General features: G+C 60.7%; 11 protein-coding genes. 5 read left to right on the top strand and 6 right to left on the bottom strand.

The annotated features are described in order from the left end of the window. Nucleotides 1–21: 21 nt before the first annotated feature. Nucleotides 22–8,613, bottom strand: coding sequence for a glycoside hydrolase family 94 protein (locus N0B28_RS12735; protein ID WP_275732003.1), 8,592 nt, complete (start codon nucleotides 8,611–8,613; stop codon nucleotides 22–24). Between the two features lie 212 nt (nucleotides 8,614–8,825). Then, nucleotides 8,826–9,722, bottom strand: a complete 897-nt coding sequence (locus N0B28_RS12730) for a LysR substrate-binding domain-containing protein (RefSeq protein ID WP_078480977.1) — start codon at nucleotides 9,720–9,722, stop codon at nucleotides 8,826–8,828. Nucleotides 9,723–9,881: 159 nt separating this feature from the next. Here N0B28_RS12730 and N0B28_RS12725 point away from each other — a divergent pair, with 159 nt between their 5' ends. From N0B28_RS12725 to N0B28_RS12715, 3 genes are all read left to right on the top strand, one after another. Continuing rightward, nucleotides 9,882–12,920, top strand: a complete 3,039-nt coding sequence (locus N0B28_RS12725; RefSeq protein WP_275732000.1) for an FAD-binding and (Fe-S)-binding domain-containing protein — start codon at nucleotides 9,882–9,884, stop codon at nucleotides 12,918–12,920. A gap of 37 nt (nucleotides 12,921–12,957) precedes the next feature. Beyond that, nucleotides 12,958–13,677: a TraX family protein gene (locus N0B28_RS12720; protein WP_275731998.1), complete on the top strand. Its 720-nt coding sequence runs from the start codon at nucleotides 12,958–12,960 to the stop codon at nucleotides 13,675–13,677. 78 nt (nucleotides 13,678–13,755) lie between these two features. Next, nucleotides 13,756–14,160, top strand: a complete 405-nt coding sequence (locus tag N0B28_RS12715) for a DUF2251 domain-containing protein (protein WP_123752687.1) — start codon at nucleotides 13,756–13,758, stop codon at nucleotides 14,158–14,160. A 174-nt stretch (nucleotides 14,161–14,334) separates the two neighbouring features. Here N0B28_RS12715 and N0B28_RS12710 read toward each other — a convergent pair whose 3' ends face one another. Continuing rightward, the gene (locus N0B28_RS12710) at nucleotides 14,335–14,835 is read right to left on the bottom strand and encodes a DUF4019 domain-containing protein (RefSeq protein WP_275731997.1); all 501 of its coding nucleotides are present in this window, start codon (nucleotides 14,833–14,835) and stop codon (nucleotides 14,335–14,337) included. Nucleotides 14,836–14,888: 53 nt separating this feature from the next. After that, entirely contained in the window at nucleotides 14,889–15,320 is a 432-nt protein-coding gene (locus N0B28_RS12705) for an N-acetyltransferase (protein ID WP_213607526.1), read from the bottom strand. A gap of 440 nt (nucleotides 15,321–15,760) precedes the next feature. Between N0B28_RS12705 and N0B28_RS12700 the strand changes: the two genes are divergently transcribed. Continuing rightward, entirely contained in the window at nucleotides 15,761–17,437 is a 1,677-nt protein-coding gene (locus N0B28_RS12700; protein WP_153338043.1) for a hypothetical protein, read from the top strand. Between the two features lie 1,941 nt (nucleotides 17,438–19,378). Continuing rightward, nucleotides 19,379–19,807, top strand: coding sequence for a hypothetical protein (locus N0B28_RS12695; protein ID WP_275731996.1), 429 nt, complete (start codon nucleotides 19,379–19,381; stop codon nucleotides 19,805–19,807). 110 nt (nucleotides 19,808–19,917) lie between these two features. On the opposite strand, the gene N0B28_RS12690 is transcribed toward N0B28_RS12695, so the two are convergent. Both N0B28_RS12690 and N0B28_RS12685 read right to left on the bottom strand, forming a co-directional pair. Further along, nucleotides 19,918–20,415, bottom strand: a complete 498-nt coding sequence (locus N0B28_RS12690; RefSeq protein ID WP_275731995.1) for a hypothetical protein — start codon at nucleotides 20,413–20,415, stop codon at nucleotides 19,918–19,920. Nucleotides 20,416–21,073: 658 nt separating this feature from the next. Beyond that, on the bottom strand, nucleotides 21,074–21,421 hold the full coding sequence (locus N0B28_RS12685; protein WP_275731994.1) for a hypothetical protein: 348 nt from the start codon (nucleotides 21,419–21,421) through the stop codon (nucleotides 21,074–21,076). Nucleotides 21,422–21,446: the final 25 nt, after the last annotated feature.

The following is a 21,446-nucleotide window of genomic DNA, read 5'->3' as shown; positions in this document are numbered from 1 at the left end:
CGGCATCCATAGGGTAAGGCCCTAGGGTACTCCCTTTAGCAAGGGTAACGTCGCGGTTGCCGATGCAGCGCACAGCAAGGTGACCTGATGCTCGGCGCCATCATCGACCAGCGACAGGCTTGTGCCGTCGATCACCCCGCCATCCAGGCTCAGCACCTGTACGGCCTGTGTGCCCCGGTGCACATCGATGTGATAAACGCTGGCGCCATACCGGTACTGCAGGCTGAAGCCCGACCATTCTGGCGGCAGCAGCGGTTGCAGCAGCAGGGTGTTGCCCTGGCGCTCCACCCCCAGCAGCGATTCGACGATCAGCCGGTACATCCATCCGGCCGCACCGGTGTACCAGCTCCAGCCGCCGCGCCCGGCATGGGGCGCCACACCGTAGACATCCGCCGCCATCACGTAGGGCTCCACCTTGTAGGTTTCGATGCGGGTGGCATGGCCCTGGCTCTGGGGGCTGATCATGCGCATCAGTTCCCAGGCGCGGGCGCCGTCGCCCAGGCGGGCGAACGCCATGCTCGCCCACACGGCGGCGTGGGTGTACTGGCCACCGTTTTCACGAACCCCCGGTACATAGCCCTTGATGTAGCCGGGGTCGAGCGTGCCCTTGTCGAACGGCGGGTCCAGCAGCAGCACGATGCCGATATCACGCCGCACCAGGTGGCGGTCCAGCGATGCCATGGCACTGCGGCAGTGATCCATGGGCGCGGCGCCCGACAGCACCGACCAGCTCTGGGCGATGGAGTCGATGCGGCACTCCTGGTTGCTGGCCGACCCCAGGGGCTGGCCATTGTCGAAATACGCACGCCGGTACCAGGCGCCGTCCCAGGCATGGGCCTGCAGATTGCTGCGCAGCCGCCGCGCCTGCTCGCCGCAGCGCTGGGCAAAGCGGGCATCGCCATGCAACTGCGCCGTTTCGGCGAACCGACGCAGTACCTCGTGGGCGAAAAAGCCCAGCCATACGCTTTCGCCTATGCCGTGCTCACCCACCTTGTTCATGCCGTCGTTCCAGTCGCCGCTGCCCATCAACGGCAAGCCGTGGGCCCCGACGCAAAGGCCGTGCTCCAGCGCGCGCTGGCAATGCTGGTAGAGGGGCTCTTGCAGGGGCGAATGACCGGGCAGGTCGTAGTAGGACTCCTCGCCGTTGTTGAGTGCGCGACCGTCCAGATAGCCGACGGGCTCGTTCAGCACCGCAGTGTCACCAGTGATCTGCACATAGCGGCTGGTGGCCAGGGCCAGCCAGAGCATGTCGTCGCTGCAACGGGTTCGCACGCCGCGATCCATCGGCGGGTGCCACCAGTGCTGCACGTCGCCCTGCACGTACTGGTGGCGGGCACACAGCAGCAGGTGGGCGCGGCTGCTGGCAGGGTCGGCGTGCACCATGGCCATGCTGTCCTGCAACTGGTCCCTGAAGCCAAATGCACCGCCGGACTGGTAATAGCCGCTGCGGGCATGGAAGCGACAGGCAATCACCTGGTACATCAGCCAGCCGTTGACCAGCACGTCCAGCGCAGGCTCCGGGGTGTGGATGCGCAGGCTGCCCAGGATGGTGCGCCAGTGCTGCGTGACCCGCGCCAGTTCGACGTTGGCGGCGCGTACGCCGCGGTACTGCTGCACCCGCCGGGTGGCGGCCTTGGCGTCCTGCTCGGCGCCCAGGCGGAACACCACTTCGCGGCTTTCACCAGGCGCCAGCTCGACGCTTACCTGCAGCGCACCACAGGGGTCCATGCCGCCGCCGAGGCGCCCCGAAAGGCGCGCCCGGCGCAGGGCTGCCGGGTCGGCCAGGGTACCGTTGCGCCCCAGAAACTCGACCCGGTCGCCACTGAGGCCGGCCTGGGGCCAGTCGCAGTCCAGAAACCCCACGCGACCCGAGAATTCGATGGAGTAGGCGTTGCGCGCAAACAGTGCGCCACTGAACGGGTCGGCTTCGGTGACGACGTGCATGGCCGACTTGCTGCGCAAGTCCCCCAGCACCCATTCCACGTAGCAGGTCGCTGACAGGCGTCGCGCACGATCGCCGGTGTTGCGCAGCACCAGGCGCGAGAATTTGACCGGCGCATCCAGCGCCACGAACACCCACAGCTCACTGTGTATGGCGTCCTGCACATGCTCGAACACGCTGTAGCCAAAGCCGTGGCGGGTTCGGTAGGCGCCGCTGCCCGGGCAGGGCGCCGGGGTCGGCGACCAGACCTGCCCGGAATCTTCGTCGCGCAGGTACAGCACTTCGCCGCCGGGGTCGCTGACCGGGTCATTGTGCCAGGGGCTCAAACGGTACTCGTGGGCGTTTTCGTACCAGCTGTAGGCACCGCCGGTTTCCGAGACGATGCTGCCGAACCCGGGGTTGGCCAGCACGTTGACCCAGGGCGCCGGGGTCGGCTGGCCCGGGCGATGATTGATGATGTATTCACTGCCGTCGGCGCTGAAGCCGCCGTAGGCGTTGCCCAGCGTGGGCGCCATGGCCAGCGGCTGCAGCGTGTAGCCGGCACTCTGCGGCCCTTGCAGCAGGCTGGGGGTGAACGGCGCCAGGGCCGGCTCGATGCGCCGCCGGTGGACCTGCTCGGCCAGGCTGCCATGGCTGTCGTTGAGTATCAGGCGTGCCACCGAGCGCATCAGCGTGCGGTCTTCGCTGGACAGCTGCTGCGCAGGACGCACGAAGATGCCGCCGGGGCGGTCCAGCAGGGCCGCTTCGACCCCGGAGGTCACCAGGCCCATGATCAGGTCCTGCAGTTGCTGGCGGTAGCCGGCCTGGTCTTCGTTCCAGATCACCAGGTCCACCACCAGGCCTTTCTGGCGCCAGTAGGCATGGGCCTGGACCATCTGCTGTACCAGCTCGATGTTGGCCGGGTCGGCGATCTGCACCAGCACGATGGGCAGGTCCCCGGAGATCGCCTGGCCCCACAGCCCCGACTGGCTGCGCCGATTGCTGGCCAGCACGGCGCTTTCGGCGCGCAATGCAGGGTTGGCATACAGCACCGAGGCCGCCATCTGCTCGAACAGCCGGGCATCGGCCATCGAGGTGTTGAGCTGGCGCAGCAGCACCTGGCTGTGGGTCCAGGCCAGGTCGAACACCCGGTCGGCCAGGTGCCGGTCGCGGTATTTGTCGATCAGGTGCAGGCAGGCCTCGCGGCTGTCGGCCACCCCGGTGACCAGGTCGATGGTGGCGCTCTGGCCAGGCTCCAGGCTGATACGGCAGCGGATGGCCACGACCGGGTCGAGCACCGCACCGGCAGTGCCGGACAGCTGCTCGCAGGTGTCAGTCAGCGCGGCCGGCGCCTGCAGGGTGCGGCCGCGGCCGATGAAGCGGGCACGGTCGGTTTCGTAGGAGATCTGCTCGATGTCCGCCCCGTGGGCTGCCAGCAGGTGGCACATCCACGGCACGGCTTCGTCACTGGCACGCGGACGCCGGCTGCACAGAATCGCCTGCAGCGGTCGCACCAGCTCGGTTTGCACGAACAGCTTGCTGAACGCCGGGTGCAGCGCATCGCTGATGGCCGAGGCCAGCACCACTTCGGCGTAGCTGGTCAGCTCCAGGGTGCGACGGGTACGGGCGCGGTTGGTCAGGTGCAGGCGACGCAGCTCGATATCGTCCTCGGGGGACACCACGATCTCGGTGTGGCAGTCGAAGTTGAACTCGCGCACGCGAAACTCGGCGCGGGCATCGGTGAACACGGTTTCCTGGCTGTGCGCGCGATGCTGGGTGGGCTGGTAGGTCGTGGACCAGAAATGCCCGCTGGCCACGTCGCGCAGGTAACAGAAGGTGCCAAGGCTGTCGCTGGCGATGTCTTCGCGCCAGCGCGTCACCGCCATGTCGTTGCAGCGGCTGTAGCCGCCACCGGCATTGCTGACCATGACGTGGTAGCGCCCGTTGGACAGCAGTTGCACGGCCGGCCGACGACGGTCCGGGTCGGTGAACACGCGCAGCTTGGTTTCATTGCCCTGGCTGGCATCGTCGACGGTAGGCGCCTGGGCTGCATGCAGGTATTGCGTGGCGCGTTTGGGCACGCGCTCCTGCAGCAGCAGGGCACAGGCCTGGAAGGCCGGCTCGGCGGCAAAGCGCCGCTGCATGGGCTGGCCCAGCAGCAGCGAGGTCAGGGCCAGCAGGCTCATGCCCTGGTGGTGTGCCATGAACGAGCGCACCACGGCGGCATCCGTTCCAGGGGGCAGGCGTGCCGGGGTGTAGTCGACCGCCTCGTACAGCCCGAACCGCCCGGCCACCCCCTGCCTGGCCAGGCGCCGCAGGTTGTGGCAGGCGGCCGCGGGCGCGACCATCAGTGCCAGGGCACTGGCGTAGGGCGCGACCACGTTGTCCTCGCCCAGGCCACGCTTGAGGCCCAGCCCCGGCACGCCGAAGGCGCGGTACTGGTAGTTCAAGTGCGCATCGACGGTGTTGTAGCCGGACTCCGAAACGCCCCAGGGCGTGCCCAGCTGGCTGGCATGCTCGATCTGGCGGGTGACGGCCGCGTGGCAGGTCTGGTCGAGCAGTGTGCCTTCGTAGCTGGGCATCACCAGCATCGGCATCAGGTACTCGAACATCGAGCCGGACCACGACAGCAGCACCGGCACCCCGGCATTGCTGGTCAGCAGGCGCCCCAGGGCAAACCAGCTTTCCTGCGGCACCTGGCCCTGGGCGACGACCACGAAACTGGTCAGGCGAACTTCGGACGCCAGCAGGTCGTAGAAGGCGCTGTCCAGGCGTCGCTCATCGACGTTGTAGCCGATTACGAACAACTCGCGGCGGGCATCGTAGAGAAAGCCGAAGTCCATGTCGGCCATGGCCTCGACGCGCTGGGCAAGCTGCGCCGCCTGCTGCATGCGCTGGCGGGCCAGGGCCTGTACCTGCAGCACCTGCGGGCGATCGGCAGCGCACCACTGCTCGGCGTCCAGCCGCGCCAGGTCGCGCCAGCAACCGGTCGGCGGCCGCGTGCCCGGTTCGTTGGTGGCAGGCAGGGCAAAACGCAGCAGTTCGTCGCGCTGCTCGGTGCACTGACGTTGCAGGCTGTCGAACCAGAAGCGCGCATCCGGATCGTCAGCGGGCGCCGGCAGGTCGAGTGCGTCCTGCAGCAGCTGCGCCAGATCGTGTGGCTGAGGTGCCAGCAGACGCCGGCATAACGCCTGTACCTCGTTGGCGGGCAGGCCGGCACTGGTCAAGGCCTGGCCGAAGACGTCCAGGGTATCGAGCAACCCCTGGGCTTGGCGCGGGTCATCCAGCGGTGTGTCGGCCAGGCCCAGCAGGCCGGGCTTCAAGGTCAGCAGCAGACCGGCGAGATTGCCGCTATCCACCGTGGAGACGTACAGCGGTGGCAGGGGTTTCAGGGTGAGGGTGTCGTACCAGTTGTAGAAGTGGCGCTGGTGACGCTCCAGCCCGTCCATGCTGTCGAGCATGGACTGCAGGCGTTCGAGCAGCCGCCCGCCGCCCAGGTAGCCAAAATCGTGGGCGGCCAGGTGGGCCAGCAATGCCATGCCCATGTTGGTGGGCGAGGTGCGGTGGGCAATGCGGGCAACCGGCAGCTCCTGCACGTTGTCGGGGGGCAGCCAGTGGTCGTCGGGGCCGACGTATTGCTCGAAAAACGCCCAGGTCTGGCGCGCAAGGTTGCGCAGAAAGCGCAGGTCTTCGGCAGTGGGGTCGAAGTGCGCGCGCGGGGAGGGGCGGCTGATCCACCAGGCCAGTGCCGGGCTGGCCAGCCACGCCAGCAGCAAGGGCGCAGCCAGGGCCAGGGTCATGGGGCTTGGCAGCAGGCACAGGCCCACGACCAGAGCCAGTATCGGGGCGCTGCACATGCTGCGGTACAGAGCCCCCAGGCGATTGACACTGGTGCGTTCGACTTCCCGTGACGGGCTCCATTGCAACAGGCGCTGCTTGCTGACCAGCATGCGCCACAGCGTGCGCACGATGGCGTCAAGGCTGTAGTAGGCCTCGAACGGCAGCCAGGCCAGGTGCAGGCCGGCGCGCGCGAAATGCAGGGCGCAGCCGCGCAGCGCCGCCCACAGGTGCTGCGCTAGGGGCACGTCGACAGGCTTGCGCAGCATCTCCAGCAAGGTGCCGAGCGCCGCGTGGGTCAACACCAGCAACAGCGCGGCAAGGGTCCACAGCCCGGGCCGGCCCGAGGCCAGCCAGCCCCACAGCAACAGGCACAGCAATGCACCGAGCTCCAGGCTGCGGCGCAGGTTGTCGAACAGCTTCCAGCGGGCCAGGGCGTCCAGCCGGTTGCGCGCATAGGTGCCGCCAGCGGTGGGCGCCCAGGGCAGCACCCACGGCAGCAGTTGCCAGTCCCCGCGAATCCAGCGGTGGCGGCGCTTGACGTCGGCGCTGTAGCGGGCCGGGTACTCTTCGAACACCTGAACATCGCTGAGCAACCCGCTGCGGGCGTAGCAGCCCTCGATCAGGTCGTGGCTGAGGATGCGGTTGTCCGGCAGGCAGCCTTGCAGCGCCTGCTCGAACGCATCCACGTCGTAGATACCCTTGCCGATGAACGAGCCTTGTTCGAACAGGTCCTGGTACACGTCCGACACTGCGCGGGTGTACGGGTCGACGCCGGCGTCGCTGCCGAACAGTCGCGCATACAGCGAGCGCGCCGCGCTGGGCAGGCTGATGCCGACCCGCGGTTGCAGGATGGCGTAGCCGCTGCCGGCCTGGGCGCGGTTGAGCGGGTGCTGCATGGCCCCGACGAACTGGCGGGCCGCATTGCGCGGCAGCTGGGTGTCGGTGTCCAGGGTGATGACGTAACGTACCGCCTCCAGCACCTGGACATCCCCCACCTGCAACATGAAACGCCCCTCACCGTGCCCGCGCAGCAGTGCATTGAGATCGGCCAGCTTGCCGCGCTTGCGTTCCACGCCCATCCACACCTGCTCGGCGGGGTTCCAGCGCCGCGGACGGTGCAGCAGCACGAAGCGCGCATCGTTCGGGTACTTGTGGTTCAGGCCCTCGATCAGGCTGGCGGCCAGGGCCATCAGCGCGGCGTCTTCAGGCAGGGTTTCGCTGGGCGCATCGAGAAAATCGGTCAACAGGGCAAAGTGCAGGTAATCGTCACGATTGGCCAGAAAGCGCACTTCCAGCCCCTCTGCCAACTCCTCGATATCGGCGGCATTGGCCATCAGGGTGGGCACCACCACCAAAGTACGCGCCTCAGCGGGCAGGCCCTCGCTGAAATCCAGGCGCGGCAGCAGGCGGGGCGTCACGCTCAGGGTCACCAGCCAGTTGACCAGGTCGATGGCCAGGCGGCTGGTCATCACCAGCGTGGGCAGGGCCAGCGCAAGCAGCACTGCCAGTGGCCAGCCATCGCGCAGCGTGGTGTACAGCAGCGGTGCGCTCAGGCCCAGCGTGAGCAGCGCCACCGGGCCGAGGAAGAACGTGAGTGGCGCGCGATGCAGCAGGCGCCGCCAACGCTCGCCCAGCGCCACGCCGGCGTGCACGCGGCGCTCGAGCTGCGCTCGCCCGGCGCCGACCAGGTAGAACCCCACATGGGTGGTGGCGCTGGCGTGTGGCAGCGGGCTGGGCGCACCGGCGGCCAGTTCGACGGCGGCGCGGGCGATTGCCGCCTGCGACTGTGCGCTGTGCCGGGACAGGCGTTCGATGACATGCCGGTAATGATCGCGGCTGGCGAAGTCCATGGCTGGGTAGATGCCGGCAGGATCGCTGCGCAGCACCCGTTCGACGTGGCTCATGTGCTCGACGAATTCGCGCCAGTCGCTGGTGGCGAGCAGCCGCAGGCTGGCAATGCTGTTGCTGACCGAGACCTGGTCGGCTGCCTGCTGCTGGGCATCGAGCTGCACCTGACGCTCGATGCTCAGGCCGGATTCGGCGAGCATCTGCTCCACCCAGGTCAGCGGCTGGATCAGCGCGGCGCTCTGGCCTTGCAGGCGGCGTGCGAGCTCGGCGACGAAGGCGGCGGTCATCGGCGGCTGCGAGCGCGCCATGTCGGCCAGTACCAGCACCACGCTCTTGGCGTCGCGCCCGGCGGTCTCGCGCAGGCGGTCGGCCCAGTCGTTGGCCAGGTTGCGGTCGGCCCAGCTGGCCATGACCCGCGAGGCGACCCGGCGCAGGTTTTCGATCAGCGCCAGGCGCAGCATGATCGGAATGGCCCACAGCTCGCCCAGCGCCAGGGAGGTGACGCTCTGGTAGGCCTCGACGAAGTGGCTCAGGCTGTCCACGTCGACGCGTCCATCGCCATGGGCGATGGTTTCCAGGGCGATGTCATAGACCCGCGGCAGCCCGCTGGACACGCCGTTGGCCAGGCGTGGCAGCTCGCGGCTGTAGCCTTTGGGCAGGTGGGTCTTGGCGATGCGGATGTGTTCTTCGACCAGGTAGTAGTTGTCCAGCAGCCATTCGGCCGCCGGCGTGACCCGTCGCGCGGTGGGCTGTTCGGCGATCAGCACCGCGCAGCTGCTGGCCAGGGTCCGTTCGTTGTCGGCCAGCCGTGCCAGCAGGGTGTCCTTGCCGCTGCGGGGGCTGAGGGCGTGGTGCTGGGCCAGAAAGGTGCCGTGGGCGGCCATCTGCTCGGCGCTGAACAGTTCGGAGCGCAGGATGGCTTCGTATTCGAACTTGCGGGGTGTGGTGCGCCAAAGGCCTGCGTTGCGCAGGCTGGCGCGTGCACGGCTCCAGTAATTATCCATAAAGGCCTGTAGGTGCTCGCGTCGCGGGGTCTGGCCCCCAGTGTGGCGACACATGGCGCAGGCGTCTGTTCGCTAGCGAACACAGTGGGCTTTGTGCCCTGCAACCCGGTAGGCGCTGGCCTGCCAGCGAAGAGGGCAGCGCGCACCTTGTGGCAACGGCGTCGGTGCCTTCGCCGGCAAGGCCGGCTCCTACATGGCGCCGGTAACGTCGCTCAGCTGTCGGGAAACTCGACCGACAGCAGCCACTGGGTGAACGCCTGCAGCGCTGGCAACTGCTGATAGCGCGTGGCGTAGGTGAGGTAGTAGCCACGCCCGCTGTCCACCGGCTCGAACAACGCCACCAACTCGCCGCTGGCGATCTCGTCCTGCACCAGAATGCGTGGCACCAGCCCGATGCCGATACCGGCCACCGCCGCCTGGATCAGGTGGGCAGTCAGCTCGAAGCCCGGCCCCATGCGCATGGCCCGGTGCTGCAGGCCGTTCTGTTCGAACCAGTCGGCCCAGGCATGGGGGCGTGACACCACACTGAGCAGGGCCTGCTGCGAGATGTCCGCCGGCGTCAGGCTGGCGTAGCCGGGCAGGGCGCCAGGGCTGGCCACCACCACCAGCGTCTCGGACAGCAGCCGATGCGCCACATGACCGGGCCAATGCCCGGTGCCGACACTGATGAAGGCGTGCATCTGATCCTTGTCCTGCTCGGCCGGGGCAATGCGCGAATGCATGTGCACCAGCACGCCGGGATGGCGGCGGTAGAAGTCATTCATGCGCGGCAGCAGCCACTTGGAGCCGAACGTGGGCAGCACCGCCAGGTGCAGCGGCCCGTCGCCGGCCTTGTGGGCGATGGTCTGCAGCGTCGCGTTGCGAATGCGGGCCAGGGCTGCGGCCAGCTCGTGGTGATACAGGGCGCCGGCGGCGGTGAGCTCGATATGCCGGCCCACGCGGCTGAACAACGCCACCTCCAGTTGCGCCTCCAGCGCCTGCACCTGGCGACTGACCGCACTCTGGGTCAGCGCCAGTTCTTCGGCCGCCTTGGTGAAGCTGCCATGGCGCGCCGAGGCCTCAAACGCGATAAGCACCGACATGGAAGGGGTGAGTCGTCTTGGATTCATTCATAAAGCTCATGCAAAAGTCACACGAAATTCAGTTGTAGGCCCGCGCCGCACACGGGAACATAGCCCCATAAAGCATGCGGCAGACCTTGCCTGGCTGCCAAGCATACGTGTTTTGAATGTGACGCTGCGTCATTTATCGCCTCAGGATCCCTTGTCATGATTGCTCTGCTTGCCCCCGACCGTGTCCCCGCCAGCCATTACCAGCGTTTTCTCGATGCACTGCAGAGCGAGGGCTTCAGGGGCGAGGTCGCGCGCGACATGGGCCTGCGTACCGTGCTGGCCACCGACAACTCCATCTACCAGCGCCTGCCCCAGGCGGCCGTGTTCCCCCGTGACGCGCAGGATGTCGAGTTGCTGGCACGCCTGGTCGCCCAGCCGCAGCATCGCTCGGTGGTGCTCACGCCGCGTGGCGGCGGTACCGGTACCAATGGCCAGTCGTTGACCGACGGGATCATCGTCGACCTGTCGCGGCACATGAACAACATCCTCGAGATCAACGTCGAGCAGCGCTGGGTGCGGGTGCAGAGCGGGGTGGTCAAGGACCAGCTGAACGCCGCGCTCAAGCCCCACGGCCTGTTCTTCGCGCCGGAACTGTCCACCTCCAACCGTGCCACCGTGGGCGGCATGATCAACACCGATGCCAGCGGGCAGGGCAGTTGCACCTATGGCAAGACCCGCGACCACGTGCTCGAACTGAGCACCGTGCTGCTGGGCGGCGCTCGCCTGGACACCGCACCGATCGACAACCCGCAGTTGCAGGCCTGTACCGCCCGTACCGACAAGGTCGGCGAAGTCTATCGCTGCGCCCAGGCCATTGCCGACGGCAAGGCGGCGCTGATCGAGGCGATCTTCCCCAATCTCAACCGCTGCCTGACCGGCTACGACCTGGCGCACCTGCGCGAAACCCCGGACACCTTCAACCTCAACAGCGTGCTGTGCGGTTCGGAAGGCTCGCTGGGCTTCATCGTCGAGGCCAGGCTCAATGTGCTGCCGATTCCCAAACACTCGATCCTGGTCAACGTGCAGTACGCCGCGTTCATGGATGCACTGCGCGACGCCAAGGCGCTGATGGCGCACAGCCCGCTGTCGATCGAGACGGTGGACTCCAAGGTATTGATGCTGGCGATGAAGGACATCGTGTGGCACGGCGTGGCCCAGTACTTCCCGCCGCACCCCGACACCCAGACCCTGGGCATCAACCTGATCGAGTTCAGCGGCGACGACCTGGATGCCCTGGAACAAACCGTCGACGCCTTCATCCAGCACCTGCAGCGTGACACCTCGGTGGTGCGCCTGGGCCATACCCTGGCGGTGGGTGCCCAGGCGGTGAACCAGGTGTACACCATGCGCAAGCGCTCGGTCGGTCTGCTGGGCAACGTGCAGGGCGAGGCACGCCCGCAGCCCTTTGTGGAAGACACCGCCGTGCCGCCGGAGAACCTTGCCGACTACATCTTCGAGTTTCGCGCCTTGCTCGACAGCCACGGCCTGCAGTACGGCATGTTCGGCCATGTGGATGCCGGCGTGCTGCACGTGCGGCCGATCCTGGACATGAAGGACCCGGCCCAGGCCCAGCTGATCCGGCCGATTTCCGACGCGGTCGCGGCGCTTACGCACAAGTACGGGGGCCTGCTGTGGGGCGAGCACGGCAAGGGCCTGCGCTCGCAGTACGTGCCGGACTTCTTCGGTGAGCTGTACCCGGCGCTGCAGGACCTCAAGGCCGCGTTCGACCCGTTCAACCAGCTCAACCCTGGCAAGATCGCCACCCCGTCGAGCGTGCCGGCGGCGCGCCTGACCGAGGTGGACGCGGTAACCCTGCGCGGCGACCTGGACCGCACCATCGACGAGCGCGTGTGGCAACACTATGAAAGCGCCGTGCACTGCAACGGCAACGGCGCGTGCTACAACTTCGACCCCAACGACGCCATGTGCCCGTCGTGGAAGGCCACGCGCAACCGCATCCACTCGCCCAAGGGCCGTGCCTCGCTGATTCGCGAATGGCTGCGCCGCCAGGGCGAGGCGGGGGTGGACGTGCTGAACCTGGCGGGAGCGGGCAGGGTAACCGGTGTAGCGCAGCGCACCTGGAACTCCCTGGCGCGCCTGGTTGGGCGCAAGGACTTCTCACATGAGGTGTACGAGGCGATGTCCGGTTGCCTGGCGTGCAAGTCGTGCGCGGGGCAATGCCCGATCAAGGTCAACGTACCGGAGTTTCGCTCGCGCTTTCTGGAGCTGTACCACAGTCGTTACCTGCGCCCGATGAAGGACTACCTGATCGGCTCGCTGGAGTTCAGCATCCCGCACCTGGCGCGCTTGCCGCGACTGTACAACGCGATCATGGCCGCCACACCGGTGCGCTACGCGCTGCAGCACATGGCCGGCATGGTCGACAGCCCGCTGCTGAGCACCCATGACTTCGAAGCCGAGTGCAAGCGCTGGAACGTCAAGCAGGCAAGTGTGGGCGCCCTGGCCGCGTTGTCCGACGAACAACGCAAGCGCAGCGTGATCCTGGTGCAGGACGCGTTCACCCGCTTCTTCGAAACGCCTCTGGCAGCCCAGTGGCTGGAACTGATCAGCCGCCTCGGCTACCAGGTGTACCTGGCACCGTTTGCACCCAATGGCAAGCCGTTGCAGGTGCAGGGCTTTCTGGGGGCGTTCGCCAAGGCTGCGCAGTTCAACGCCAAGTCGCTGCTGCTGTTGCAGGCCTCGGGCGTACCCCTGGTGGGCCTGGACCCGGCGATGACCCTGGTATATCGCCAGGAATACCGCAAGACCCTGGGCAACGACGGTGCCCCGACCGTGGCCTTGCCGCAGGAGTGGCTGGCGTCGGTGCTGCCCGAATCGGCAGCGGTGGTCGACGAAGAGGTCTACCAGTTCCTGCCGCACTGCACCGAAAAGACCAACGAGCCGGCGGCGATCGCGCTGTGGCAGAAGGTGTTCGAACGCATGGGGCTCAAGCTTCAGGTGCTTGCGAGCGGTTGCTGCGGGATGTCCGGTACCTATGGTCACGAGACCCGCAACGTGGCCACCTCCGCGATCATCTACCAGCAGTCCTGGCAACCGATCGTGGCCCGGCATGGACAGGGTGGCCGGCTGCTGGCCGATGGTTATTCGTGCCGCAGCCAGGTCAAGCGCCAAGAGGGGCAGGGGTTGCAGCACCCGCTTGAGGTGTTGCTGGCGCGGGTAGCCCGGCAAGTGTGATGATGGCCTGGCCTTCCATTGACCCAAACGAGGAGCCATGACTGTAGCGACACGGCGCGATATCCTGCTGGACCTGATCAAGTGGCTGGCCATGCTGACCATGCTGTTGGATCATCTGCGCCTGTTGTGGCCCGACGCCCACGCCCTGTTCATACCCGGTCGGCTGGCGTTCCCGCTGTTCTGCCTGGCGATCGCCGCCAACGTCGCGCGTTCGCGCCCTGGCCAGTTGCTCAGCCAAAGCAACACGCACTACCTGGGCTGGATGCTGGTGTTCAGCGTGATATCCGAAGGGGTTTACCGCCCCATCAGTGCGCTGGGCACCCTCAATGTGATGTTCACCCTGACCCTAGGGCTGCTGATTGCCTGGGGCTTTCAGCATCGCAACACGCTCAGTGCTGCCTTGGCCGTGGGCGCCGCTGTCGCGGCCGCCTGGCTGGACGAGCGGCTGATGTACGGATTTCTCGGCTGCCTGCTGCCGGCGGCCCTGCTGTTGGCCATCAAGCGGCCGGGGCCGGTATGGCTGGTGCCGGCCTTGCTCAGCGTGGCGGTCAATACCCGCAGCAGTTTGTGGGCGAGGGCGATGGAAGTGGACGCCTACTCACTGGCGGTACTCGGCACCGCGTTCCTTGCACCGCTGTTCGGCCTGTGGCTGTTACGCATGCCTCTCACCACCGGCATCTGGCCGGTACGCCATTGGGCGTACTGGTTCTACCCGGTGCATCTTGGCGCGCTGCAGGTCATACGCAAACTTATGTGAGTGCCGGGCCTTGCGAGCACTACGCAAGGCTAGGCATCATTCGCGCCTTCTTTTTATTCGGTGACAAGGACCGTTCGCATGCCCATCTACCTCGCAGCAGAGCAGGAACTCATCGTAGGCCAAGCCACTGTAGTCGAGGCGCCCGCACAGGAGGGGGCCTTTGTTGTGGTGTTCGAGGACGACGAGGAGACCGGCTACTTCTATGCACTTGACACCACCGCTACCGATAACCCGATTCAGGATGCGTTGCACATCTACAACGTGGACGAGGTAACTGATCGGCAAAAGCCTTCGACAGTGAAGGTCGGCTGGTCCATGGACCATAGCAAGGCGGTATTGCTGATCAACGATCGCCCTCATGCCGTGTTTGATTTCACGGGCAAGCAGGGCTATTGCCATACGGCATTTCCACCACCTGTGGGTAACGGCTGGTCGGAGCAGGGCCATGAGTGGAATGACGATGCGCTGAAATTGTTTGCCTGATGAGGCAGCAAATTGACCAGGAGGGGGCAGGGTACAGGTAGGCGTGACCAGCTGCTTTCCACATTTCAATATAACTCAACTAAATAGTCCTTTAGTTGAGTTATAAGAAAAGGCTAGTTTAGCGGGGAGCAGGGGCATCCTTGATCCGCTGCGAATCCAACCTCACCAACGCAACTAGAAGAGCCGCATTTTTGCAGCAACTTCGACGGTTTTACTGAGGTTGTAGCCGACAACGCGCCACTGTTCGTTTTCTTCAGCCAGCAGCACAGCCTCGGTGACGGTGAGGTTCGAAAAGGCCGATTGGGTCTGAACTGCAGCGTAATGCCCAGGCGGCGCATCAGGCAGCTGTTTGGTGAAGGTGATCTGTGCTCGATCACGTTGCTTCAGCTCGCCCAGGCCCATGCGCAACGTCCCGATGCCTTTTACCCAATTCGACTCGGTCGTGGTTGCCTTGAGCGCGGAGCCCGCTGTGACCCAGGTCATGTCGGTTCTTCCGGCATCGAGCAACATCAGGAACTGCACAGCGGTATCGACCACCAGGCGTTGCTGTTGCGCAGAGCCTGGATCGGAGACTACGACTGCGGACGCCTGTGTACCGCTGGCGTTTGTGTTGAATGAAACATCGCAACCGGCAATCAGTAACAGGCTGCTTAGAACGGCGAAACATTGCTTCATGCAAAAACCTCGAAGGTTGAGGGGTCCAACGGACGAATGTGGCGTCCAGACGTTTAAAGGTGGCTCTTGTAGCTCATCAGGTATTCGGCATGGCCAGTCTGCGGATCGATCTGCTCCTTGATCACTGTAAAACCCTGGGACTGGTAAAAAGCAATGCTGCGTGAATTCTCCTTGTAAACCGCCAGGCTCAATTCGGTGCGCAACGATTTGACGTGTTCGAGCAATTGACGACCCAGCCCACGGCCTTGCTGGTCAGGGTCCACGAACAGTGCCGCCAGTTGGTTGTCCAGCAACGAGCAAAATCCCTGAACCGCCGATTTGTCTTCGATGACAATTGTCTGTGATGCAGGGATGTAGAGTTCGCGCATTGCCACGACATTGGATTGCCAATACGACGCGTCGATAAAGTCATGGGCCTTGATCGAAGCGCGCAACCAGATGTCGAGGACGCGTTCCATGTCTTGCGGTTCAAATGTTCTTACCATGTCGTCCCTTGAAGTGCGTGCAAGCGGTACAAAGCTTGTGAGTATGCCGCAAAGCGATTCGTGGTGGGAAAGCACGGGGGGCTCAGGGTTGAAATCTGGCCTGGCGTAGTCTTGAGCGGATGATACGATAGTACGCATAATGTATATTATGTTAAATGATGTGTAGCATTGGTAAGATCATGTTGTCACCAGCTGTGGGTGTTACCAGTTGTCGGCGTTGAGAATTAATCGGCGGTACGCCATTTCATTCGCAGCCCTGACAAGAATGGCCTTTTCGCCCCGTCGCCTTTCGTCCCACCGCTAATTGTCGAAAATTAATCGGCGCTCTGTTCTTCAAAAAATTTCGATATTTAATCGTCAGGACTTACACGTTTTTGAAAAAAACTGGTGTTACGCTACATTCTCTTCCTATCAGTAGCCTCGCAGCAGTAGTCACTCCTATGGATAAGATGCATCCATTTTTTGGAAACGTGCGCGATCCAAAGGATACGGCAGTTTCCTCAGATCCTAGGGAGCGCTTCCTGATAAATCAGGTGTTGGCGCGCCTCGATCCTGACCTAAATGCAATAGAAAATCATGACCTGGTGCTGAGATTCATTGCTTTCAAAAGCGCTACTCATACGAGCCAACGGTCTGCCGCACTATTGGCTACAGTCTTCGAGCGGCTTCTAAATTGGGCTTTTTTCGTGCGCCGTATATCTTTGCTAAAAATGCGAAGTGAGGACATAACAAAATTCTATGATTTTTACTTGGCGACACCTGCGGATTACCTACGGACAGTGCGCAACAGCAAACGATTTATAAGCTCAAAAATCTCCTGTTCAGTAAATCCCGACTGGAGGCCTTTTTACTTACCACAACCTCAACAGAGGTGCGTTGAAGGCATCGTAAGCGTAGCGAGCGCTCTTCGAGAATTTTATAAGTACGCCCGCCAGTATGCCCCTGCAAAAATTAGTGTCCCTAGATATCGGTTGGCGGCAGCTTCAACTGCACAAGAAGAAACCTCCAGCGACGGCGCCTTGTTAGACAGATATTTTGAATGCTTAATAGGCAACTCGAATTTCTCAATTAGGCGTCGTTTTGGCAGGGCATCGAGGCACAAACAAATATTTTTATTTGCAACGTGCTACCTGTTGAAAGTACCATTTGCCATGCTGTCTAAGTGCACTCGATATTTTAGTATGTCTTCATTTTCAGAGACCCCTCAAGGCTGGTACTTGCGTTTATCCAATGATGAGGAAGTGGTTTTTCGGGGGTTGCCTGATGGATATGTAAACATATTGTTAGAATTTAGGGCTTGCTGCGGACTCAATGGGATGCCTGGCCCTAATGAAATTGAGCCAATATTTGAGTCTCGCGCCGCAATTAAGAATGTGTTTAAGTCGCTCCCTGTATTCGACTTCATGAGTGAAGCCATAGGCCAATGTCTTAGAAGGTTTATTTCAGATGCCAACAAATCAGCTCCTGCTGTATTGTTGGTCTCGGTATTGCCACATGTTACAGCCCACGATAGGCGTAAAAAAAAATCTTTAGGGGTCGCTGCCGGGATTTTCGCCACACGTGAACCTCTTTGCTCTCTGGGGCGCCCCCACAACCCACCTCCTCCACTTTTTACTTATCTTCGGAATAGTGCTCAACTTCTAGAACTTGTAGACCTGAAGGTGTTACTGGATAGGGTTAGGCAGCACCTAACAGTATTGTCCTATAGTGATGTATCTACAATCATCATATTTGTACGTTACGCTAATGGTGACTACGGCAAAGTAAATCGTTATAAAGTCAGAGCTTTTGAAAAGCTAGTGCTCTGGTGTGTTTTTATAAAAGGAACTCATGTAGCCGATTTGACCGAGAATGAAGTTTTAGATTTTTTTCACTTCTGCTCCAGTCCTCCTCTGCACTGGTGCTTTACCAGCCCCGCAGCCGTTGGCGCTGATCGCTCTAGCGCCGGCTGGCGTCCATTCAATTTTCTGTTGACTGAAGATTCACTCCGTCTGCGTGGTGTGAGGATAGTTGAATGGTGTAGCTCGGTATTTCAAGATCTTGTCGACATGTCTATTGTAAATTTCAATCCGTTTAATGAACTTTCGAATTTGCTTCTAAGTCCAAAGCGCCACTGATAATAAACATTTGTTCCCGCGAATGATTCGACGGCTACGTGGCTAATTGCTGATGCAGCTAGGGGCGATAAAGTGCTTCCGAATGCCTCGGAAACCGCCTGAAAAACGAGCAGTTGACGTTCAGCCAAGTGCGTCGGCCGATGCATGCTTTGACGATTAGGTGAGCGAGTGATTGCACCATCGCTTCCCCTCCTCCTCTTAGCTTTCGTTGCACAAAAAGGGCTTGTATGAGCGCGGCTCTAGGAGCACGGCTGTCGTGAATCAAGCCGCCCGGTAAGCGTGCGTCTTGCCCCTGGCGGGCTTCCATCCTCACGCCTGCGCACTTCGTTTGCGGTCGCAGGCAAGGGACGTCTTTGCTCGGGTCTGCCGCATAACAACCTGCCGGCCACTCGAATGATGCGAGTGTGCATGGCTTTCGAGAACAGTGGATGCAGCCGGGTGCCATAATGGACTGATCTTAGGGCGCTTATAAGTCAGGAAATAGTCAGCTATCTAGAATTCTCAGGCATAGAGGTAGGCAGTTCACCCGACGCGCTCGAGTTCCACTACACGGTCACCTTCTACGAAATAGATATGACCGGGTGCTGAGGCGTCAAATTGTAGAGTTCCAATTTTACCAACTAGACCTGAAAGCTCGCTTGAGTAGTACCGTAGCCCGTGCCACGTAACCCCATTTTTAGTAACTTTGATTTCGAAGAAAGGTCCTTGGTCACCAAGATTTTCCAGAGAACTCCGCTTGGTGTGCGCTGATTGCAGTGTCGTACCTTTTCCAGAATTTTTCATTTGATCCAGCCCTGCAGGAAGTACCATAATTGAAATGCGGCGTGTTAATCAGCGCCAAAACTGACCACGCATGAGAGCCATGGTAGTGGTGGCATGCTGAACCATGATCATGCTACCCCATCATTACTGGGGCTAATCATTCGTTGGGTAGGGATTTCGTTGAAATGATCAATTTGAATATGTTTTAGTTTTTCTTTCATGATTTCGATCCTGATGTTAGTCAAGGGTATATTCGGTCGCCTGGCCGCCCCGTATTGGGATGTAACCTTCCCAGCCCATCTGAGTTGCGCTGATCTTATTCAAGCACGTGCGAGGACTCATAGCCAATATAGGCTGCGACTATCTCCCGAATCGCGAAATAATAAATTTCTACTTTGGCCAATGCCAAAATATCGGCAGAGCGCTCGACGGCATTTTTCAAACAAGCTTGTCATAAAAAAATTCCGAGCAGAACCTGATGAGCAAAGCAAGCAGATACTTATGCATGATGGATTGGTTCTTAATAATTCGAGCTTGAGGGTAGAGCGTAAATCCAGGCTGTCAAGGGGATGGTGGTGTGCGCAACCTGTTACGATCAGAGATTGTGCGAGACGAAATGAGCATTTATTTAATTATTGCGAGTTCTGTTGCTCGCCGCCAGAGGTGGTGTGCAAAAAGTCCACTAAGTATAATATTCAAGGCTTGAGCAAAAACCGCAATAATTTCATTGGGTTGTGGTGGTGGGGATTCGGAGGGTAGTAATCTACTAAGTGTACTATTTGAGCGAAATTTCTCTGCCCCCTGCCCCTCGTCAAATGTGATTTTACCTAGCAGTTTTTAGACCATTTGATTGTGTGCTGAATCCAGAGGGCTTCTAAAAGAAGCATGCACACACCTGGCGACATACCGTGAGGTGATCCAGGATGGTCAACGTACACCACCCGCAGGAACACCTAGCTGGGCACGGCCTGCGGCAAGGCTGTCGTGAACCAAGCCCCGACTGAGTCGGGGTCTTGGCCCTGCAGCCTCCCATCCTCGTGCCTACAGCCAAAGGCCTGCGCGCTCCGCTTGCCTCATCTCCTGACCTCATGAATGCGGAGCAGACATCATCTGATGCATTGCAGCGACGGTTGCTCCATAGGCATCATGAAATCAAACAACAACAATAAAGGCAGACCTATGACCTCCCCAACCGCTGAAATTTTTGTCTTCATCCCACAGGCGCCTCAAACCACGGATTCTCCACAACTCGGTGACAAGCTGGACAGTCAAGGGGAGTCCATTTTTCAGGCCATTGGCATTTCCTATTCGATCCTGGACAGGATGATTGCCCACAACGCCAGCTGTGCTAATGCGGCTGCGGATTTCTTCATGACGACGCTCATGAAAGACGGTTGGTCATGGAACACCTCGCATCAGCTTGTGATGGAGACCGACTGGAAGCGCCGGATGTACCGGGCCTGGAATGTCCTGAATGCCGAGAACCGTGCGAACGCAGCAGCGCTCGATTACGAGGTGTACCAGAACTATTGGCCAAACCTGGACTTTTGCGCGGATGGGTTTGAAGCGGAGATGGAGCGTTGGATCTCTGAGGTTTTGAAGCAGTAGCACTCTACTTAACACGAGCACACTACTCTCCCGAGTGTTTGTGCCTTGACGATTAATTACCAGGTTGGCGGAAGGCCGCCCTGGCGAGCTATTCAGAATCTGCTTGTAGACTACCTAGTTGGGCCACCAAGGTTACTTCTAGGCTTGCTACCCGGAGCAGGCGCCTCTAGCGCTTTATAAATTGCTTTGTTGATATTTATGAGGTTGGGATTTAGGTCAATATCAGGGCTCAAAATGGATTGGGCGACTATTAAATACTTAACCCCTCCGTTTGCATCAAGAAAACCTTTGACCGATGCGACCAGATCAGGGTTAAAGTCAAGCTCGTAGCCTTGAAGATATCTGTCTGTAAGGCAGTACGACAAATACTCACAATGTGAATATATTGCTCTATCATCACTGTTAATAGTAATCAGGTGGCGAGTCAGAATGGTCGCAGAAAATGCGGAATTTCCACTTTCACTGCTCACGCAGTCATAAAAAACAGTTCGGTGAAATGATGAGTTATTGCAATACCTTTTCAGCTGCTCCATGTCTAATGCAGTAAATCTTGATTTCGAATCATCAGCTTGGTTGTGATAAATTCGTTTGGCCTCAAGAAATGCCACCCCTTCCAGTATTTTATCCTCACCAAATCGCAGCTGGACTAGAATACCAATGTCGCCGTGCTTTTGCTCAATACCCTGCTCTTTTGTATTTTTATAGACATCCCAATGGCACTTGGCATTGTTTCCAGGTTCGCCTTGTTCAATCGTTACGTTCGAGTGCTCGTTTTTTAATGCAAACAGCAGTGATCTCGTAAGATAATCTTCATCTTTCCAATCTCTGGGGTAGCATTTGCCTAAAGCACTATTGACAGTGTCGTCAACAGCTTGATGTCAGTCGGATCTTGAAGAGTAAGTCTCCATTTTGGTGCTCAGCTCCACTTTTATTTTTGACGTAATTATGCGATGCATGCGAGGTGGTGCGCCCTCTACTCTGCCTGATAAATATCGTGATCGCAGGACGTATTTATATACCAGCTTGCAAGGTGCGAAATGGCTTTTCGAGGGACTTTGAGGCATCAGCGATGCTTACCCGATCAATCGCCTTCGGACAACTCCTGCCCGTTCTGACTGGCAGCGGTAATATGCTATACCAACTCGAAAATATAATATTGGCGCACGATACTCGGATATGCCTAAAGCGTTTGGCCGCCTTGTAGCACGATGGATTCCTTTCAGCTCGCAGCCCCAGCGCGGCCGAGCCCATCGTAAGCCGATATTTTCATGCCCACTCGGGTAGTACTGTCCCACCGGGTTGCGGGCCATATCCGCTGCCTGGTTTGCCAATCGTATAGCCACCGCTAGCGCTGCGCTCGAAACCAGATACCAAGGTGGTCAACAAACTCTCAGTGGGGGCGCAACCTGAGACTGCAACAGTGAAAAAAGCCCATAATCCGCCATCCCGTTGAATAGCGCTGGTCGCAAACTCAAGCTCTTCGTGTTCCGCCATTAAACCGGCCTTTACCAGATCAGCTTTGTTAAAAAGGCTGGCAAGGTGGGAAGGAAACTCATCCCATTGGCGATCAGTGATGGGGTTCAGTACCGCGAAATGCTGACGTGGTGGATACATGATGCCAAAATCCTTTTTATGATCA

This window comes from Pseudomonas sp. SD17-1 (genome assembly GCF_029201585.1).
Classification (GTDB): domain Bacteria; phylum Pseudomonadota; class Gammaproteobacteria; order Pseudomonadales; family Pseudomonadaceae; genus Aquipseudomonas; species Aquipseudomonas palmensis.
Note: the sequence above shows the minus strand (reverse complement) of the source record. Positions and strands in the feature narration are given on the sequence as shown.